A 14,485-nucleotide genomic window follows, 5' to 3' on the forward strand; every position below is an offset into this window, starting at 1 on the left:
AGTATACGCAAAGGACTGGCCCAACCATATCTCGACAACGGTTAGGTTGTCTGGTAGCGCGTTATGTGCTGTTCCCGCATTGATTGCATGCGTACTGCTTTTTTTTGACCCGAAAGTCCGGTTCCGCCGCCCGGCAGCCGTGGCTTAGAGCAGGTGCCGAAAGCCATCGAATTAGGCTAGAATGCACGGCCTCTAAGCACACCCCTTCCTGAGGCTGTCCCGACGATGTTGATCCTGCGCGGCGCTCCTGCCCTTTCTGCCTTTCGCCACGGTAAATTACTCGAGCAACTGAGCCAGAAAGTCCCCGCTGTTACTGGTTTGTATGCCGAATTCGCCCACTTCGCCGATGTTGACGGCGAGCTGACCGCCGACCAGCAGCAGGTGCTGGGCCGTCTGCTCAAGTACGGCCCGAGCGTGCCGGTACAGGAGCCGACCGGCCGCCTGTTCCTGGTCGTGCCGCGCCTGGGCACCATTTCGCCGTGGGCCAGCAAGGCCAGCGACATCGCCCACAACTGCGGCCTGCAGTCGATCCAGCGCCTGGAGCGCGGCATCGCCTACTACGTTGCCGGCACCCTGAGCGACGCTGACGCTGCACTGATCGCCGCCGAACTGCACGACCGCATGACCCAGCGTGTGCTGGCTCAGCTGGAGCAGGCGGCCGACCTGTTCAGCCACGCCCAGCCCAAGCCGATGACCTCGGTGGACATCCTGGCCGGTGGCCGTGACGCCCTGGCCCAGGCCAACATCGACCTGGGCCTGGCCCTGGCCGAAGACGAGATCGACTACCTGGTCGCTGCCTTCCAGGGGCTCAAGCGCAACCCGAACGACATCGAACTGATGATGTTCGCCCAGGCCAACTCCGAGCACTGCCGCCACAAGATCTTCAACGCCAGTTGGGACATCGACGGCCAGGCTCAGGAAAAAAGCCTGTTCGGCATGATCAAGAACACCTACCAGATGCACAACGAAGGCGTGCTGTCCGCATACAAGGACAACGCCTCGGTCATCGTCGGTAACGTGGCTGGCCGTTTCTTCCCGAACCCTGAAACCCGCCAGTACGGCGCGGTGCAGGAGCCGGTGCACATCCTGATGAAGGTGGAAACCCACAACCACCCGACCGCCATCGCCCCGTTCTCCGGTGCATCGACTGGCTCCGGCGGTGAAATCCGCGACGAAGGTGCAACCGGCCGTGGCGCCAAGCCCAAAGCGGGCCTGACCGGCTTCACCGTGTCCAACCTGCGCATCCCAGGCTTCGAACAGCCTTGGGAGCAGGCCTACGGCAAGCCTGAGCGTATCGTCGACGCCCTCGACATCATGATCGAAGGCCCTCTGGGTGGCGCGGCGTTCAACAACGAATTCGGTCGCCCGGCCCTGACCGGTTACTTCCGTACCTTCGAGCAGGCCATCAACACCCCGCACGGTGAAGAGGTGCGCGGTTACCACAAGCCAATCATGCTCGCCGGTGGCATGGGCAACATCCGTGAAGACCACGTGCAGAAGGGCGAGATCACCGTCGGCGCCAAACTGATCGTGCTCGGCGGCCCGGCCATGCTGATCGGCCTGGGCGGCGGCGCGGCTTCGTCGGTGGCTACCGGTGCCAGCTCGGCTGACCTGGACTTCGCTTCGGTACAGCGCGAAAACCCGGAAATGGAGCGCCGCTGCCAGGAAGTTATCGACCGCTGCTGGCAGCTGGGCGACGACAACCCGATCGCCTTCATCCACGACGTGGGCGCGGGGGGTATCTCCAACGCCTTCCCGGAGCTGGTCAACGACGGTGGCCGTGGCGGCCGCTTCGAGCTGCGCAACGTGCCCAACGACGAGCCGGGCATGGCCCCGCACGAAATCTGGAGCAACGAATCGCAAGAGCGTTACGTGCTGGCTGTCAGCGCGGTCGACTTCGAGCGTTTCCAGGCCATCTGCGAGCGTGAGCGTTGCCCGTTTGCCGTGGTCGGCGAAGCGACTGAAGAGCCGCACCTGACCGTGAGCGACAGCCACTTCGGCAACACCCCGGTGGACATGCCGCTGGACGTGCTGCTGGGCAAGCCACCGCGCATGCACCGTTCGGTTACCCGCGAAGCCGAGCTGGGCGATGACTTCGACCCGAGCAAGTTGGACCTGGACAACGCCGTGCAGCGCGTGCTGAACCACCCGGCCGTGGCCAGCAAGAGCTTCCTGATCACCATCGGCGACCGCACCATCACTGGCCTGGTTGCCCGCGACCAGATGGTCGGCCCGTGGCAGGTTCCGGTAGCCGACTGCGCCGTCACCGCCACCAGCTTCGATGTGTACACCGGTGAAGCCATGGCCATGGGCGAGCGTACCCCGCTGGCGCTGCTGGATGCCCCGGCTTCCGGCCGCATGGCCATCGGCGAGACCATCACCAACCTGGCCGCTTCGCGTATCGAGAAGCTGTCTGACATCAAGCTGTCGGCCAACTGGATGTCCGCCGCTGGCCACCCAGGTGAAGACGCCCGCCTGTACGACACCGTCAAGGCCGTCGGCATGGAGCTGTGCCCGGAACTGGGCATTACCATTCCGGTCGGCAAAGACTCGATGTCGATGAAGACCAAGTGGAGCGAGGAGGGCGTGGAGAAGAGCGTCACCTCGCCAATGTCGCTGATCATCACCGGCTTCGCCCCGGTCACCGACATCCGCAAGACCCTCACCCCGCAACTGCGCATGGACAAGGGCGAGACCGACCTGATCCTGATCGACCTGGGCCGTGGCAAGAACCGCATGGGCGCCTCGATCCTGGCCCAGACCTACGGCAAGATCGCGGCCCAGGCACCGGACGTCGACGACGCCGAAGACCTCAAGGCCTTCTTCGCCGTGATCCAGGGCCTGAACGCCGACGGCCATCTGCTGGCCTACCACGACCGCTCCGACGGCGGCCTGCTCACCACCGTGCTGGAAATGGCCTTCGCCGGCCACTGCGGCCTCGACCTGCAGCTCGACCCGCTGACCGACAGCAAAGGCGACGTGCCAGCCATCCTCTTCAACGAAGAGCTGGGTGCGGTCATCCAGGTTCGCCAGGATGCCACCCCGGACGTGCTGGCACAGTTCAGCGCAGCCGGCCTGGGTGAAGGTTGCGTGGCAGTGATCGGCAAGCCGGTCAACAACGGTGAAGTGTCCATCAGCCTGAACGGTGAGGTGCTGTTCGACGATGACCGTCGCATGCTGCAGCGCCAGTGGGCCGAGACCAGCTACCAAATCCAGCGCCTGCGCGACAACGCCGACTGCGCCGACCAGGAATTCGACCTGCTGCTCGAGGAAGACAACCCGGGCCTGTCGGTCAAGCTGGGCTTCGACGTCAACGATGACATCGCCGCACCGTACATCAAGAAGGGCGTGCGCCCGCAAGTGGCCATCCTGCGCGAGCAGGGCGTCAACGGCCAGGTCGAGATGGCCGCTGCCTTCGACCGCGCAGGCTTCGCTGCCATCGACGTGCACATGAGCGACATCCTCGCTGGCCGTGTCGACTTCGAGGCCTTCAAGGGCCTGGTCGCCTGCGGTGGCTTCTCCTACGGCGACGTGCTGGGCGCGGGTGAAGGCTGGGCCAAGTCGGCGCTGTTCAACGCCCGTGCCCGTGATGCCTTCCAGGCCTTCTTCGAGCGTACCGACAGCTTCGCCCTGGGCGTGTGCAACGGTTGCCAGATGATGTCCAACCTGCACGAGCTGATCCCGGGCACCGAGTACTGGCCGCATTTCGTGCGTAACCGCTCGGAGCAGTTCGAGGCACGCGTGGCCATGGTCGAGGTGCAGAAGTCCAACTCGATCTTCCTGCAGGGCATGGCCGGTTCGCGCATGCCGATCGCCATCGCCCACGGTGAAGGCCATGCCGAATTCGCCAACGAAGCGGCATTGCTGGAAGCCGATCTGTCCGGTTGCGTGGCCCTGCGCTACGTCGACAACCACGGCAAGGTCACCGAAGCCTACCCGGCCAACCCGAACGGCTCGCCGCGTGGTATCACCGGCCTGACCAGCCGCGATGGCCGTGTGACCATCATGATGCCGCACCCGGAGCGCGTATTCCGCGCCGTGCAGAACTCCTGGCGCCCAGACGAGTGGCAGGAAGATGCTGCGCTGATGCGTATGTTCCGCAACGCGCGGGTGTGGGTGAACTAAGGCGTGTACAAGCTCGCCTTCTTCGTCCCCGCCAGCCACGTCGAAGTGGTCAAGGCCGCTGTGTTCGCTGCTGGTGGCGGGCGCATCGGTGACTATGACCACTGCGCCTGGCAAACCCTGGGCCAGGGCCAGTTCCGCCCGTTGGACGGCAGCCAGCCGTTCCTCGGGCAAACCGGCCAGGTCGAGGTGGTGGAAGAGTGGAAGGTGGAGCTTGTGGTGGCTGACGGTCTGGTAGCCCAGGTCGTCGCTGCCCTGAAGCAGAACCACCCCTACGAGACGCCAGCCTACGAAGTCTGGCAGCTCGCCCAGTTCTAGACTGCATCAAGGCCTTCGCGGGCAAGCCCGCGAAAGGGCTCTATAAGCCGGCCACAATCTCCTTGCCGGGCTCAGGCCGCTTCAACCAGGCACAAGCCAGCAATCCCACCTCGAACAGTATCCACATCGGCACCGCTAGCATCGTCTGCGAAAACACATCCGGCGGAGTCAGGATCATCCCCACCACAAAGCACCCGACGATCACGTAGGGCCTGCTGCGCCGCAATGTGGCCACATCGGCCAACCCCACCCAGACCACGATGAAGGTCGCCACCGGGATCTCGAATGCCAGCCCGAATGCCAAAAACAGCGCCAGGATAAAGTCCAGGTACTGGCTGATGTCAGTCATCATCGCCACACCGTCCGGTGTCACGCTGGCAAAAAAGCCGAACATCATCGGAAACACCAGGAAGAACGCGAACGCCATGCCGGCATAGAACAGCACGATGCTCGACACCAGCAGCGGCAGGGCAATGCGCCGTTCACGGCGGTACAACCCCGGTGCCAGAAAGCCCCAGGCCTGGTGCAGCAGCAGCGGCATGGCCACGAACAGTGCGCACATCGCGGTCAGCTTGAACGGCGTCAGAAAAGGCGAGGTGACGCTGGTGGCGATCATGCTCGCGCCTTCCGGCAAAAAGCGCCGAAGCGGCTCGGAGATGAGCGTGTACAGCGTTTGGGCGAAGGGGAACAGGCCGGCGAACACCAATGCCACCAACCCCAGACAACGCACCAGGCGTTTGCGCAGGTCGCGCAGGTGTTCAATCAACGGCATGCTGGCCGTCGGGTCCATGGCACTGCTCATGAGGCGTTTTCCTTGGGTAGCGTGACTGTAGCCGCATCATTGGCCGGCTCTGTATTCAGGCTGATGCCCTGACGGATCTCCTGTTCCAGGCGCTGCAAGGGTGCGCTGTCGAGGTGGGGCAGCTCGATTTCGCGCTCCACCTGCGTACGCAAGGCGTGCATGGCCCGGCGCGCCTGGCCCAGGCCACGCCCAAGGGTGCGTGCCGCCACTGGCAGGCGCTCCGGGCCCAGCACCAGCAGGGCGACGACGCCGACCAGCAGCAACTCGCTGAAGCCTACCTCGAACATCAGGCCTGACGGTCCGCTTGCGGTTGCTGCGTGGCCTGGCCGGTCAGCGGGGCCTGTTGCTGCATCTGCGCCTGGCCGGGTGTGCTGGCGTCATTGTCACCGCCCATGGACTTGCGAAAACCCTGGATCGCCTCGCCCACATCGCTGCCCAGGCCCTTGAGGCGCTTGGTCCCAAACAGCAGAAATACGATCAGCAGTACGATCACCAGTTGCCAGATTCCAATGCCACCCATTGCGACCACTCCTGTAAGGCCATGAAAAGGAAGGGCAATCCTGCATCGCCTAGATGACATGCGCATGACGAACGGGCATTGCCATCTACCTGCAACAAGCGGCGTGTTGACTGGCGTTTTTACTTCGCGAGCGAGGCACGCACGGATGGGTGGCAGGCAACAGCAGGGGGCGGCCCTGTTGATGGTGATGGTGGTGCTGGCGATGCTGGCGGCGGGCATGGCTTGGTTGGTGGAAGATGGTCGGCGCCAGGTGGATGAGGTGCGTCTGTTGCAGCAGCGGGTGCAGGTGCGCGCCATGGAGCAGGCGGGCCTTGCCTATGCCGAGCAGGCTCTGCGGGACCCCGCCTGGCGGCTTAGCCCATTGTTCTGGCAAGCCTTGCGCGGGCAGCCACTGAACTACGATTTTGGCACGGGCCAGGCGCAATTGCGGGTGCACGACCAGCACACATGCTTCAACGTCAATGCGTTGCTGGGTGCCGATGGCGAACGTGCCGAGCACCAATTGCGTTATCTGCTGGGCGACGACATGGCTGCCGAGCGCCTGGTCGATGCACTGGCCGACTGGCTCGACGCCGACAGTGATACCCGTCTGCAGGGCGCCGAGAGTGCCCAGTACCTGCGTCAGCAACCCGCACGGCTGGCGGCCAATCAGCCGATGCTCGACACCAGCGAGCTGAACCTGTTGCTGGAGCCGGATGCCGCTCGCCAGGCTCGTTATCCGATGCTGTGCGCCTTGCCCCAGGTCACCGGCTGGCGCCTGAATGCCAATGCGCTGGGGCTGGAGCACCTACCGTTGCTGGAAGCGCTGTACGAAGGGCGCTATTCGCGCTCTTTGCTCAGCCGCATCATCACCGGGCGACCGGCGTCGGGGTATGCGGATGCGGCCGCGTTGCGCCAGGCGCTGGGGGCGGTGGATGACGAGACGTTCGAACGACTGAGTGAAGGCTTGCTGCTCAACAGTGGGTACTTCCTGTTGCAGCTGTCGTTCGAAGAGGAGGGCAGGATGATGCGCAGCGAGTTTCAGGTAGAGGCGCTTGGGGTGGTGCAATGGCATGCGCGGGTGCCAGCACAGCAGGTGCGGGTGCGTAGCCGGGAGCCCATGGCCTGGTAAAGCTTGAGAGTACTGGGGCCGCAGAGCGGCCCCAGATCGATCAGGCGGTGCCGATCTCCCCGCCATCATTGCGCTGAATCACCACCGTCGAAGCCCGTGGCCTTACAGTCGCCCCAGCCGGCGTAGCATCGGTGGCCTTGTCGGTATAAGGCCAGTTCCCCGGATGCTGAATGTTGACGAACAAGGTCTTGTTGTCCGGGGTAAAGGAAATCCCGGTCACCTCGCAATCATTCGGCCCGACAAAGAAGCGGCGCAGGGCCACCTGGTTCTGTGCGTTCACCGGTACCTGCTTGCCGCTGGCATCCACCAGGTCGGTGGGGATCACCGCCAGCAGTTGGTCGTTGGTGTAGTCGGTCAAGGTGGTTTCGCCGTTGTCGGTTTCGAACCACAGAATGCCACGGCTATCGAAACTCATGCCGTCGGGGCTGGCGAACTGGTTGAGCTCGGTCAGGCCGGAACGATTGATGTCGGCAGTGCCGGCAGCGTTGGCGCCGAACACGAAGATGTCCCAGGTAAAGCTCAGCTGGTCGTCACTGTCGTGCCAGCGAATGATGTGGCCGTGACGGTTCGGGCCACGTGGGTTGGCTGCATCGACCTTTTCCGGGGTGCGTGCGCTGTTGTTGGTCAGGGTCAGGTACACGTCGCCGTTCAGTGGGTTGACCGTGGTCCATTCCGGGCGGTCCATCGGCGTTGCGCCCACGGCATCGCCGGCACCACGGGTGTTGAGGATGATGCCTGGCAGGTCACCATACAGTGCACCCAGGGTGCTGCCGGCCTTGGTGGCGGTGCCCACGTCCAGCAGCAGCCATACGCCGGTGCCATCGGCATTGAAGCGGGCCACGTAGAGCTTGCCCTGGTCGAGGTACTTGGCGCCGGTGGCCAGGCGGTCGGCCGGGTTGGCGTCGGCGGCGTCCCACACGGCGGTGGACACCCACTTGTACAGGTACTCGTTGTTCGAGTCGTCACCCATGTACCACACCAGCGGCTTGCCCGCGACGGGAAGGCCTGGGGCGCAGCCCTCGTGGCGGAAACGGCCCAGCGCGGTACGCTTGGTGGCCAGGGTACTGCTGTTGTAGGGGTCGATCTCGACGATGTAGCCGTAGGTGCTGGCTTCGTTGCGGTAGTCGTCGCTGGCGCTGGCGCCCTTGATGGTCACGTCGAAGCGGGCGAATTCGTCGGCCACCTCGGTGCTGTCACCGGCAGCGCTTTCCCACTTGTACTGGCCACTGGAGGTGCCCACGCCAATACGGCGCTGGTCCTCGGGGCGGGTGCCTTTGTTGACGAAGATGCCCGGCCAGTTCTCTTCGCAGGTCAGGTAGGTGCCCCACGGGGTATAGCCGTTGCCGCAGTTGTTGTTGGTGCCACGGCAGTGAGTGCCGGCGGTGGAGTACTTGGTCTTGACGTGGTCGGTGCCGCGCAGCGGCCCGGTGATTTCCATGCGCGAGGCAGTGGTGAAGCGGCGGTTCAGCGGGTCGTTGTCGACCACCTGCCAACGGCCGTTGATTTTCTGCAGGCGTACCACGCCGGCACCGTGGGCGTTGATTTCCTTGCGCACTTCTTCGGCCGGGCGCTTGCCGTTCACATCGGTGGTCGGGCCGGCCGGGTGCAGGGCCGCGGTGTCGATGTATTCGAAGTTGATCGCCAGCAGGCCGTCTTCCGAGCTGCCGTTGATGGGGAAGAAGTGCATGCCGTCATGGTGCATGCCCATGGCGTTGGCCTGGTCGGTCGAGGTGTTGCTGCCGTCGGACTTCCACGGGTTGCCGTTGCTGTTCAGCGGCGTACCCCAGGGCGCCAGCACGTAGGCGCTATAGCCAGCGGCGACGACACAGGCGTCGGTGCGCGAACCTGGGATGGACTGGAAGCCCAACGCCAGTTTCGGTACTTCCGGTTCGGTGACTGGCGGCTCGGTCACCGGTGGCTCGGTGACGGGGTCATCGTGATCGGAGCCGCCACCGTCGAAGCAGCCTGTCAGGCCGGTACCGGCGATCATTGCGATGGCGGCGCCCAGGCTACCGCGCATCACGCTGCGACGGCTCAGGTAGGCGTCCATGACGTTGGCCATCGGCAGGTTGCCGCTTTGGTTCCGGTTCAGGTTGTCGCCGGTATCTCGACTCATCAGGGTGTCCTTATATTGGCTGAGTTAGAAGAACCCGCGACTTTAGGGGGAAAATATGATGATTCATTGGCAGAAATGTTAAGGGGTTTTTAAAACGACTCGCTCTTAGAAAAGCTTCTGACAGATCAATTTGGAATGTCTGTCGGATTTCTGCCATCAAACTGTAATGCCAACGCCGCAACATCCGGGGCCCTGAATGAACGCGGAAAAGGATGGCGGGTGCGATGGCGAGCAGTGTGCACAGGCGCGAAGTGATCGGCTGGATGGGTATCGGTGCCTTGGCACCGCTGCTCGGCGCCTGCACTGCCTTCCCAGGGCAGCAGGGCGGTAACGCCCACCTCGACTTGCTCTATGTAGCCGATACCCTCGATGCCCGCCAACCTGGCCTGGCCGTGGTGCCGGCTACCCGGCTGGGACCGGTCAGCCACCTGGGCCGCGCGCCATGGATGACAGGCAGCAGCGCCAGCATCGCCTACCCGCAACTGGCGCCGCTGCTCGATGCGAATCAGGCTGGGGCTGCCCAGTTGGGCGGCTATGCGGTGCTGGCGGCGTTGCTGGAGCAGCTGCGCGGCGAGGCCGGTGCCGGCAACAGCCTCACCCTGGAAAACGGCCAAGGCTGGAATGGCAGTGGCCTGGCTTACCTGACCCAGGGCGAAAGTGGAGTGCAAGGCAGCCAACTGCTGGGCGTCGAAGCGCGGGTCAGCAGCGACGAGCGGGTACTGTGGCCACAACGCAGCCCAGGGCTCTATCGCCAGGCAAGCCCCCTTACCTTGGCTGCCGGGCTGGCAGACGCGCAACGCCAGGCATTCGGCCTGGAAGCCTTGCACGTCTTCGAGCGCGGCGGTGCGCGCATTGCGGTGGTTGGCGTGACCGACCCTTATGCCCAGGACCAGAAAGCTTCGCTCAAACAGTGGTACCAGTCACTGCAGCCGGTATTCGAGCAGGCCCGGCGCGAGGCGGACCTGGTGGTGGCCATGGCCGATGTGGGCACAGGCCCCGGCCTGTGGCTGGCTGAACGGTTGCCGCAAATCGATGTGCTGCTGTGCGCCCGTGGCCAGGACTTGTGGCCGGCGCCGGTCGAAGTAACCCAGGCCAGCGGCCGCCGCGTGCCGGTGTTGTTCGCCGGCTGCCGGGGCAGCGGTGCGTTCCGCCTGCGCTGCCAACGTGTGGCCGGGCTGTGGCAGTTCGACGGGCGCTTCTTCCCGGCCTTTGAACAACAACTGGCGCCTGCCGCGCAGCTGCGCGTCGCGCAGTTTCAGGCACAACTACGCCAGCAACGTGCCGGCCACGCGGCCTGGCTCGATCAGCCGTTGGCCCGCGCACCCCAGGCCTTGTGGCGCCGCGATACCCGAGGCGGCAGCTGGGACCGCCTGCTGCATCAAGCCCTGGCTGACGACAGCAGCATGCCCGTGCTGTTGCCGGGCCTGCGTTATGACTACCCGCTGCCGGCGGGAGCGTCCATCACCCGCGAACACTTGATCAGCCTTACCGGCGGTTACCCGGCGCCGGTGGTCGAAGCGCCGGCTCGGCAGGTCGAGCAAGTGCTGGAGAACGCTGCAGAACAATTGTTCGGCGACCCGCTGCTGCTGGACAACAGCCAGGACCTGCCGCGCTGGCAGGGCCAGGCCTGGCGCGTCAGCTACAGCCCGCAAGGCAAGCGCATCACTGGCCTGGAGCCCGTGCAGGGCCTGTGCCGCACCTTTGGCCTGCAATTCGACAGTCAAGCCGGCGAGCCCCTGTGGCAGCGGGTCGAAGCCTGGCTGGCCCGGCAAGGTGCCGACTGGCAACTGGTGCCGCTGCAACTGCCCGAAGTGCGTTACGTGCAGGGGCACCCGGGCTGGCATCCACGGCAGTTGGCCTCGTGACCCTCGCCTCGCGCGTGTTCACGGGCGCTGGCCTGACCTTGGCCGGCTGGCTCGCTGCACAGTGTGTGCTGCAACTGAGCCGTCAGCCGCAACCCGCCACGGCGCCTGCGGCGGTCGACAGCCCGCTGCCCGGGCTGATGGTTGGCCACTGGCAAGCGCCCATCGACGACGGTGCCATTGCCCTTACTCGCTTGCCACTGCAATACCTCGGCGGCCTCAAGGCGCAGCCATTGGCATCCAGTGTGGTGGTGCTGCGCTACGGCGAGCAAGTACGCACTCTAGCCCGTGGCCAGCGCCTGGCACCTGGGATCGTGCTGCAGGACATCGACAGCGATGGCCTGATTTTCAACAACCAGGGGCGGCGCGAACGCCTGCCCTGGCCGCCACGCCCTGCCGTGACCGGCTTCAAGCGGCAAGGATGAACGATGCCTGTTAGATACTGCGTGGCGGCCGCGCTGAGCGTGGCCTTGTCCATGGCCTGCGCTGAAGAACCGGTGTTCGATGACAACGGCACGCCGATGTACGAAGTGAACTTCGTCGATACCGAGCTTGGCGAGTTCATCGACAGTGTGTCGCGCATCACCGGCACCACCTTCATCGTCGACCCCAGGGTCAAGGGCAAGGTCACCGTGCGCACCGTCGACCTGCACGACGCCGATGCCATCTATGACATCTTCCTGGCCCAACTGCGCGCCCAGGGTTATGCCACCGTCGACCTGCCCAACGGCAGCGTGAAGATCGTCCCCGACCAGGCCGCACGCCTGGAACCGGTGCCGGTGGAGGCGGGCGGGCAGCAGGGCGAGGGCAGCGACAGCGTGGCCACTCGGGTATTCAACGTGCGTAACGCCGCCAGTGAACAAGTCCTGGGCATTCTCAAGCCGCTGATCGACCCACGGGTTGGGGTGATTACACCGTATCCGGCGGCGCATCAGCTGGTGGTGACCGACTGGCGCAGCAACCTGGAACGCATCGCCAGCCTGCTGCGCCAGCTCGACCGCCCAGAGGAGGCACAAGGCAGCGGCAGTACCCAGGTGATCTACCTGCGCCATGCCAATGCCGGTGAAGTGGTCAAGGTGCTGCGCGGGCTCAGCCAGGAAGGTGCGGTGCCAGCTGAAGCGCCCGGAGAAGGAGAAAGCAAGGACAGGCCGGTGATGGCCGCCTCCGCAGGCCCAAGTATCCGCTTGGAGTACGAAGAGGGCACTAACGCCGTGGTCATGGTCGGCCCCGACAGCGAGCTGGCGGCGTATCGTGCCATTGTCGAGCAACTGGACATTCGTCGCGCCCAGGTGGTGGTCGAGGCGATCATCGCCGAGGTATCGGACAGCAGCGCTCAGGAGCTGGGTGTGCAATGGCTGTTCGCCGACGAAAAGTTCGGTGCCGGTATCGTCAACTTCGGCAGCAATGGCGTGAATATCGCCAACATCGCCGGGGCCGCCGCCAGTGGTGACAACGAGGCCCTCGGCGACTTGCTGTCCACCACGGCGGGTGCCACGGCGGGCATCGGCCATTTCGGCGGCGGCTTCAACTTCGCCATGCTGGTCAACGCGCTGAAGGGCAAAAGCGGCTTCAACCTGCTGTCCACGCCCACCTTGCTGACCCTGGACAACGCCGAAGCGTCGATCCTGGTCGGCCAGGAAGTGCCTTTCGTCACCGGCTCGGTGACGCAGAACAACGCCAACCCGTACCAGACCATCGAACGCAAGGAAGTCGGGGTGAAGCTGCGCATCAAGCCGCAGATCAACATCGACAACAGCGTGCGCCTGGACATCGTCCAGGAAGTGTCGTCGATTGCCGACTCCAGCGCGGCCAGTGACGTGATCACCAACAAGCGCGAGATCAAGACCAAGGTCATGGTCGAGGACAACGGCCTGGTGATTCTCGGCGGCCTGATCAGCGACGAATTGAGCACCAGCAACCAGCGTGTGCCGCTGCTTGGCGACATCCCTTATCTGGGCCGGTTGTTCCGCTCCGATGCCAGCAAGAACACCAAGCAGAACCTGATGGTGTTCATCCGCCCGCGCATCCTGCGCGATGGGCCCAGCCTGGCGGGGCTCAGCGAAGACAAATACCGCACCTTGCAGCAGACCACACCGCTGCAATTGCCAGACCTTGCACAGGGCACGCCACTGTTGCAGGTATTTCCCTCCAGCCGCGCGCGCCTGGAAGGCGGTGACTGGTGATGCTGCCCTATCGCCAGGCACGGCTGAGCGGGGTGGCCATGGCTGCGACGGAGCAGGGTTGGCAGTTGTGGCTAAGGCCCGACGCCGACAGCGCGCAGTTGCAGGAGCTGTTGCGCGTGCATGGCCAACCCTGCGCGCTTGAATACCTGGAGCCCGCAGTATTCGATGAGCGCTTGGGCCAGCTGTACCAGGCCGGCGATGCGGCCACTGCAGCGCTGATCGAAGGGATTGGCGACCAGGTCGACCTGGACAGCCTGATGAGCGAGATGCCGCGCATCGAAGACTTGCTGGAAAGCGACGACGAAGCCCCGGTAATCCGCTTGATCAACGGCCTGTTCGGCCAGGCGCTGCGCCTGCGTGCCTCGGACATTCATATCGAGACGTTCGAACAAAGCCTGGTGGTGCGCCTGAGGGTCGATGGCCACCTGCGCGAAGTGCTGCGCCCGCCGCGAGCGTTGTCGGCGATGCTGGTGTCACGGATCAAGGTCATGGCCCGCCTGGACATCGCAGAAAAACGCCAGCCCCAGGATGGGCGCATCACTTTGCGCGCGGCGGGACGCGAAGTGGACGTGCGGGTCTCGACCTTGCCCGGCATCCATGGCGAGCGGGTGGTGATGCGGGTACTCGACAAGCAGGCCAGCCTGTTGGCGCTGGAAAACCTGGGCATGCCGGCGGCGGTGTTGCAGGGCCTGCGCAGCTGCCTGGCGCGGCCCAACGGTATCGTGTTGTCCACTGGGCCAACCGGTTCGGGCAAGACCACCACCCTGTACGCCAGCCTCAACAGCCTCAACGACGGCAGCCGCAACATCCTCACCGTTGAGGACCCGGTGGAGTATGCCATCGCAGGCATTGGCCAGACCGCCATCAACCCGCGTGCCGGGCTGACGTTCGCCAGTGGCCTGCGCGCCATCCTGCGTCAGGACCCGGACGTGATCATGCTCGGCGAAATCCGCGACCAGGAGACCGCACAGATCGCCGTGCAGGCCAGCCTCACCGGCCATCTGGTGCTCTCTACCCTGCACACCAACAGTGCCGTGGGCGCGGTGACCCGGCTACGTGACATGGGTATCGAGCCGTTCCTGATTGCCTCGTGTCTGCGCGGTGTACTGGCCCAGCGCCTGGTGCGGCGCTTGTGCAGTTGTGCCGTGGCGCACCCATTGCAACCGGCCGAGCGTGACCTGTGGCCAGAGCTGGCTGCACTGGGCAGCAGTTACCACGCGGTCGGCTGCGAGCAGTGCCAGGGCAGCGGATACATCGGCCGCCTGGGCCTGTACGAATTCATCGAACTGGACGCCGGGCTGATCGGCCTGTTGTATGACGGCGCCAGCGAACTGGCCATGCAGGCCTACCTCGGTGAGCGCCGGCAAAGCCTGGTGGCGATGGCCAGCGAGTGCCTGGCCCGTGGCGAGACCAGCCTGGCCGAAGTGCTGCGCGCGGTGCAGGGCTAAGGC

At 64.7% G+C, this 14,485-nt stretch carries 11 protein-coding genes; 7 read left to right on the forward strand and 4 right to left on the reverse strand.

What is annotated here, in order from left to right:
- Nucleotides 1–225: 225 nt before the first annotated feature.
- Both purL and ACNQP3_RS05295 read left to right on the forward strand, forming a co-directional pair.
- Entirely contained in the window at nucleotides 226–4,125 is a 3,900-nt protein-coding gene (gene purL / locus ACNQP3_RS05290) for a phosphoribosylformylglycinamidine synthase (protein ID WP_012270728.1), read from the forward strand.
- A 3-nt stretch (nucleotides 4,126–4,128) separates the two neighbouring features.
- Nucleotides 4,129–4,440 carry an NIF3 1 gene (locus tag ACNQP3_RS05295; RefSeq protein WP_012270729.1) on the forward strand — a complete coding sequence of 104 codons (312 nt, stop codon included), beginning with the start codon at nucleotides 4,129–4,131 and terminating at the stop codon, nucleotides 4,438–4,440.
- A gap of 40 nt (nucleotides 4,441–4,480) precedes the next feature.
- On the opposite strand, the gene tatC is transcribed toward ACNQP3_RS05295, so the two are convergent.
- Genes tatC through tatA form a run of 3 tightly spaced genes read right to left on the reverse strand, consistent with a single transcriptional unit; the run spans nucleotide 4,481 to nucleotide 5,762 of the window.
- Entirely contained in the window at nucleotides 4,481–5,242 is a 762-nt protein-coding gene (gene tatC / locus ACNQP3_RS05300) for a twin-arginine translocase subunit TatC (RefSeq protein WP_060492713.1), read from the reverse strand.
- Nucleotides 5,239–5,529, reverse strand: coding sequence for a Sec-independent protein translocase protein TatB (tatB, locus tag ACNQP3_RS05305; RefSeq protein WP_012270731.1), 291 nt, complete (start codon nucleotides 5,527–5,529; stop codon nucleotides 5,239–5,241). The genes tatC and tatB overlap by 4 nt, the downstream gene beginning before the upstream one ends.
- Complete coding sequence (gene tatA, locus ACNQP3_RS05310; protein ID WP_012270732.1) at nucleotides 5,529–5,762, reverse strand: twin-arginine translocase TatA/TatE family subunit; 234 nt, start codon at nucleotides 5,760–5,762, stop codon at nucleotides 5,529–5,531. The genes tatB and tatA overlap by 1 nt, the downstream gene beginning before the upstream one ends.
- Nucleotides 5,763–5,907: 145 nt before the next feature.
- Between tatA and gspK the strand changes: the two genes are divergently transcribed.
- Nucleotides 5,908–6,873, forward strand: a complete 966-nt coding sequence (gene gspK / locus ACNQP3_RS05315; RefSeq protein ID WP_264316859.1) for a type II secretion system minor pseudopilin GspK — start codon at nucleotides 5,908–5,910, stop codon at nucleotides 6,871–6,873.
- 40 nt (nucleotides 6,874–6,913) lie between these two features.
- Here the strand turns inward: gspK and ACNQP3_RS05320 are convergent, their stop codons facing one another.
- Complete coding sequence (locus ACNQP3_RS05320; protein WP_264316860.1) at nucleotides 6,914–8,989, reverse strand: PhoX family protein; 2,076 nt, start codon at nucleotides 8,987–8,989, stop codon at nucleotides 6,914–6,916.
- 224 nt (nucleotides 8,990–9,213) lie between these two features.
- Here ACNQP3_RS05320 and ACNQP3_RS05325 point away from each other — a divergent pair, with 224 nt between their 5' ends.
- Genes ACNQP3_RS05325 through ACNQP3_RS05340 form a run of 4 tightly spaced genes read left to right on the forward strand, consistent with a single transcriptional unit; the run spans nucleotide 9,214 to nucleotide 14,482 of the window.
- Nucleotides 9,214–10,854: a hypothetical protein gene (locus tag ACNQP3_RS05325; protein ID WP_060515687.1), complete on the forward strand. Its 1,641-nt coding sequence runs from the start codon at nucleotides 9,214–9,216 to the stop codon at nucleotides 10,852–10,854.
- Nucleotides 10,851–11,276 carry a pilus assembly protein PilZ gene (locus tag ACNQP3_RS05330; protein ID WP_012270736.1) on the forward strand — a complete coding sequence of 142 codons (426 nt, stop codon included), beginning with the start codon at nucleotides 10,851–10,853 and terminating at the stop codon, nucleotides 11,274–11,276. The genes ACNQP3_RS05325 and ACNQP3_RS05330 overlap by 4 nt, the downstream gene beginning before the upstream one ends.
- 3 nt (nucleotides 11,277–11,279) lie before the next feature.
- Nucleotides 11,280–13,034 carry a type II secretion system secretin GspD gene (gene gspD / locus ACNQP3_RS05335; protein WP_177335392.1) on the forward strand — a complete coding sequence of 585 codons (1,755 nt, stop codon included), beginning with the start codon at nucleotides 11,280–11,282 and terminating at the stop codon, nucleotides 13,032–13,034.
- Nucleotides 13,034–14,482, forward strand: a complete 1,449-nt coding sequence (locus tag ACNQP3_RS05340) for a GspE/PulE family protein (protein WP_060515685.1) — start codon at nucleotides 13,034–13,036, stop codon at nucleotides 14,480–14,482. Before gspD ends, ACNQP3_RS05340 begins: the two co-directional genes overlap by 1 nt.
- Nucleotides 14,483–14,485 lie beyond the last annotated feature (3 nt).

Source organism: Pseudomonas sp. LFS074, from assembly GCF_047978165.1.
In the GTDB taxonomy this organism is placed as follows: Bacteria; Pseudomonadota; Gammaproteobacteria; order Pseudomonadales; family Pseudomonadaceae; genus Aquipseudomonas; species Aquipseudomonas putida_P.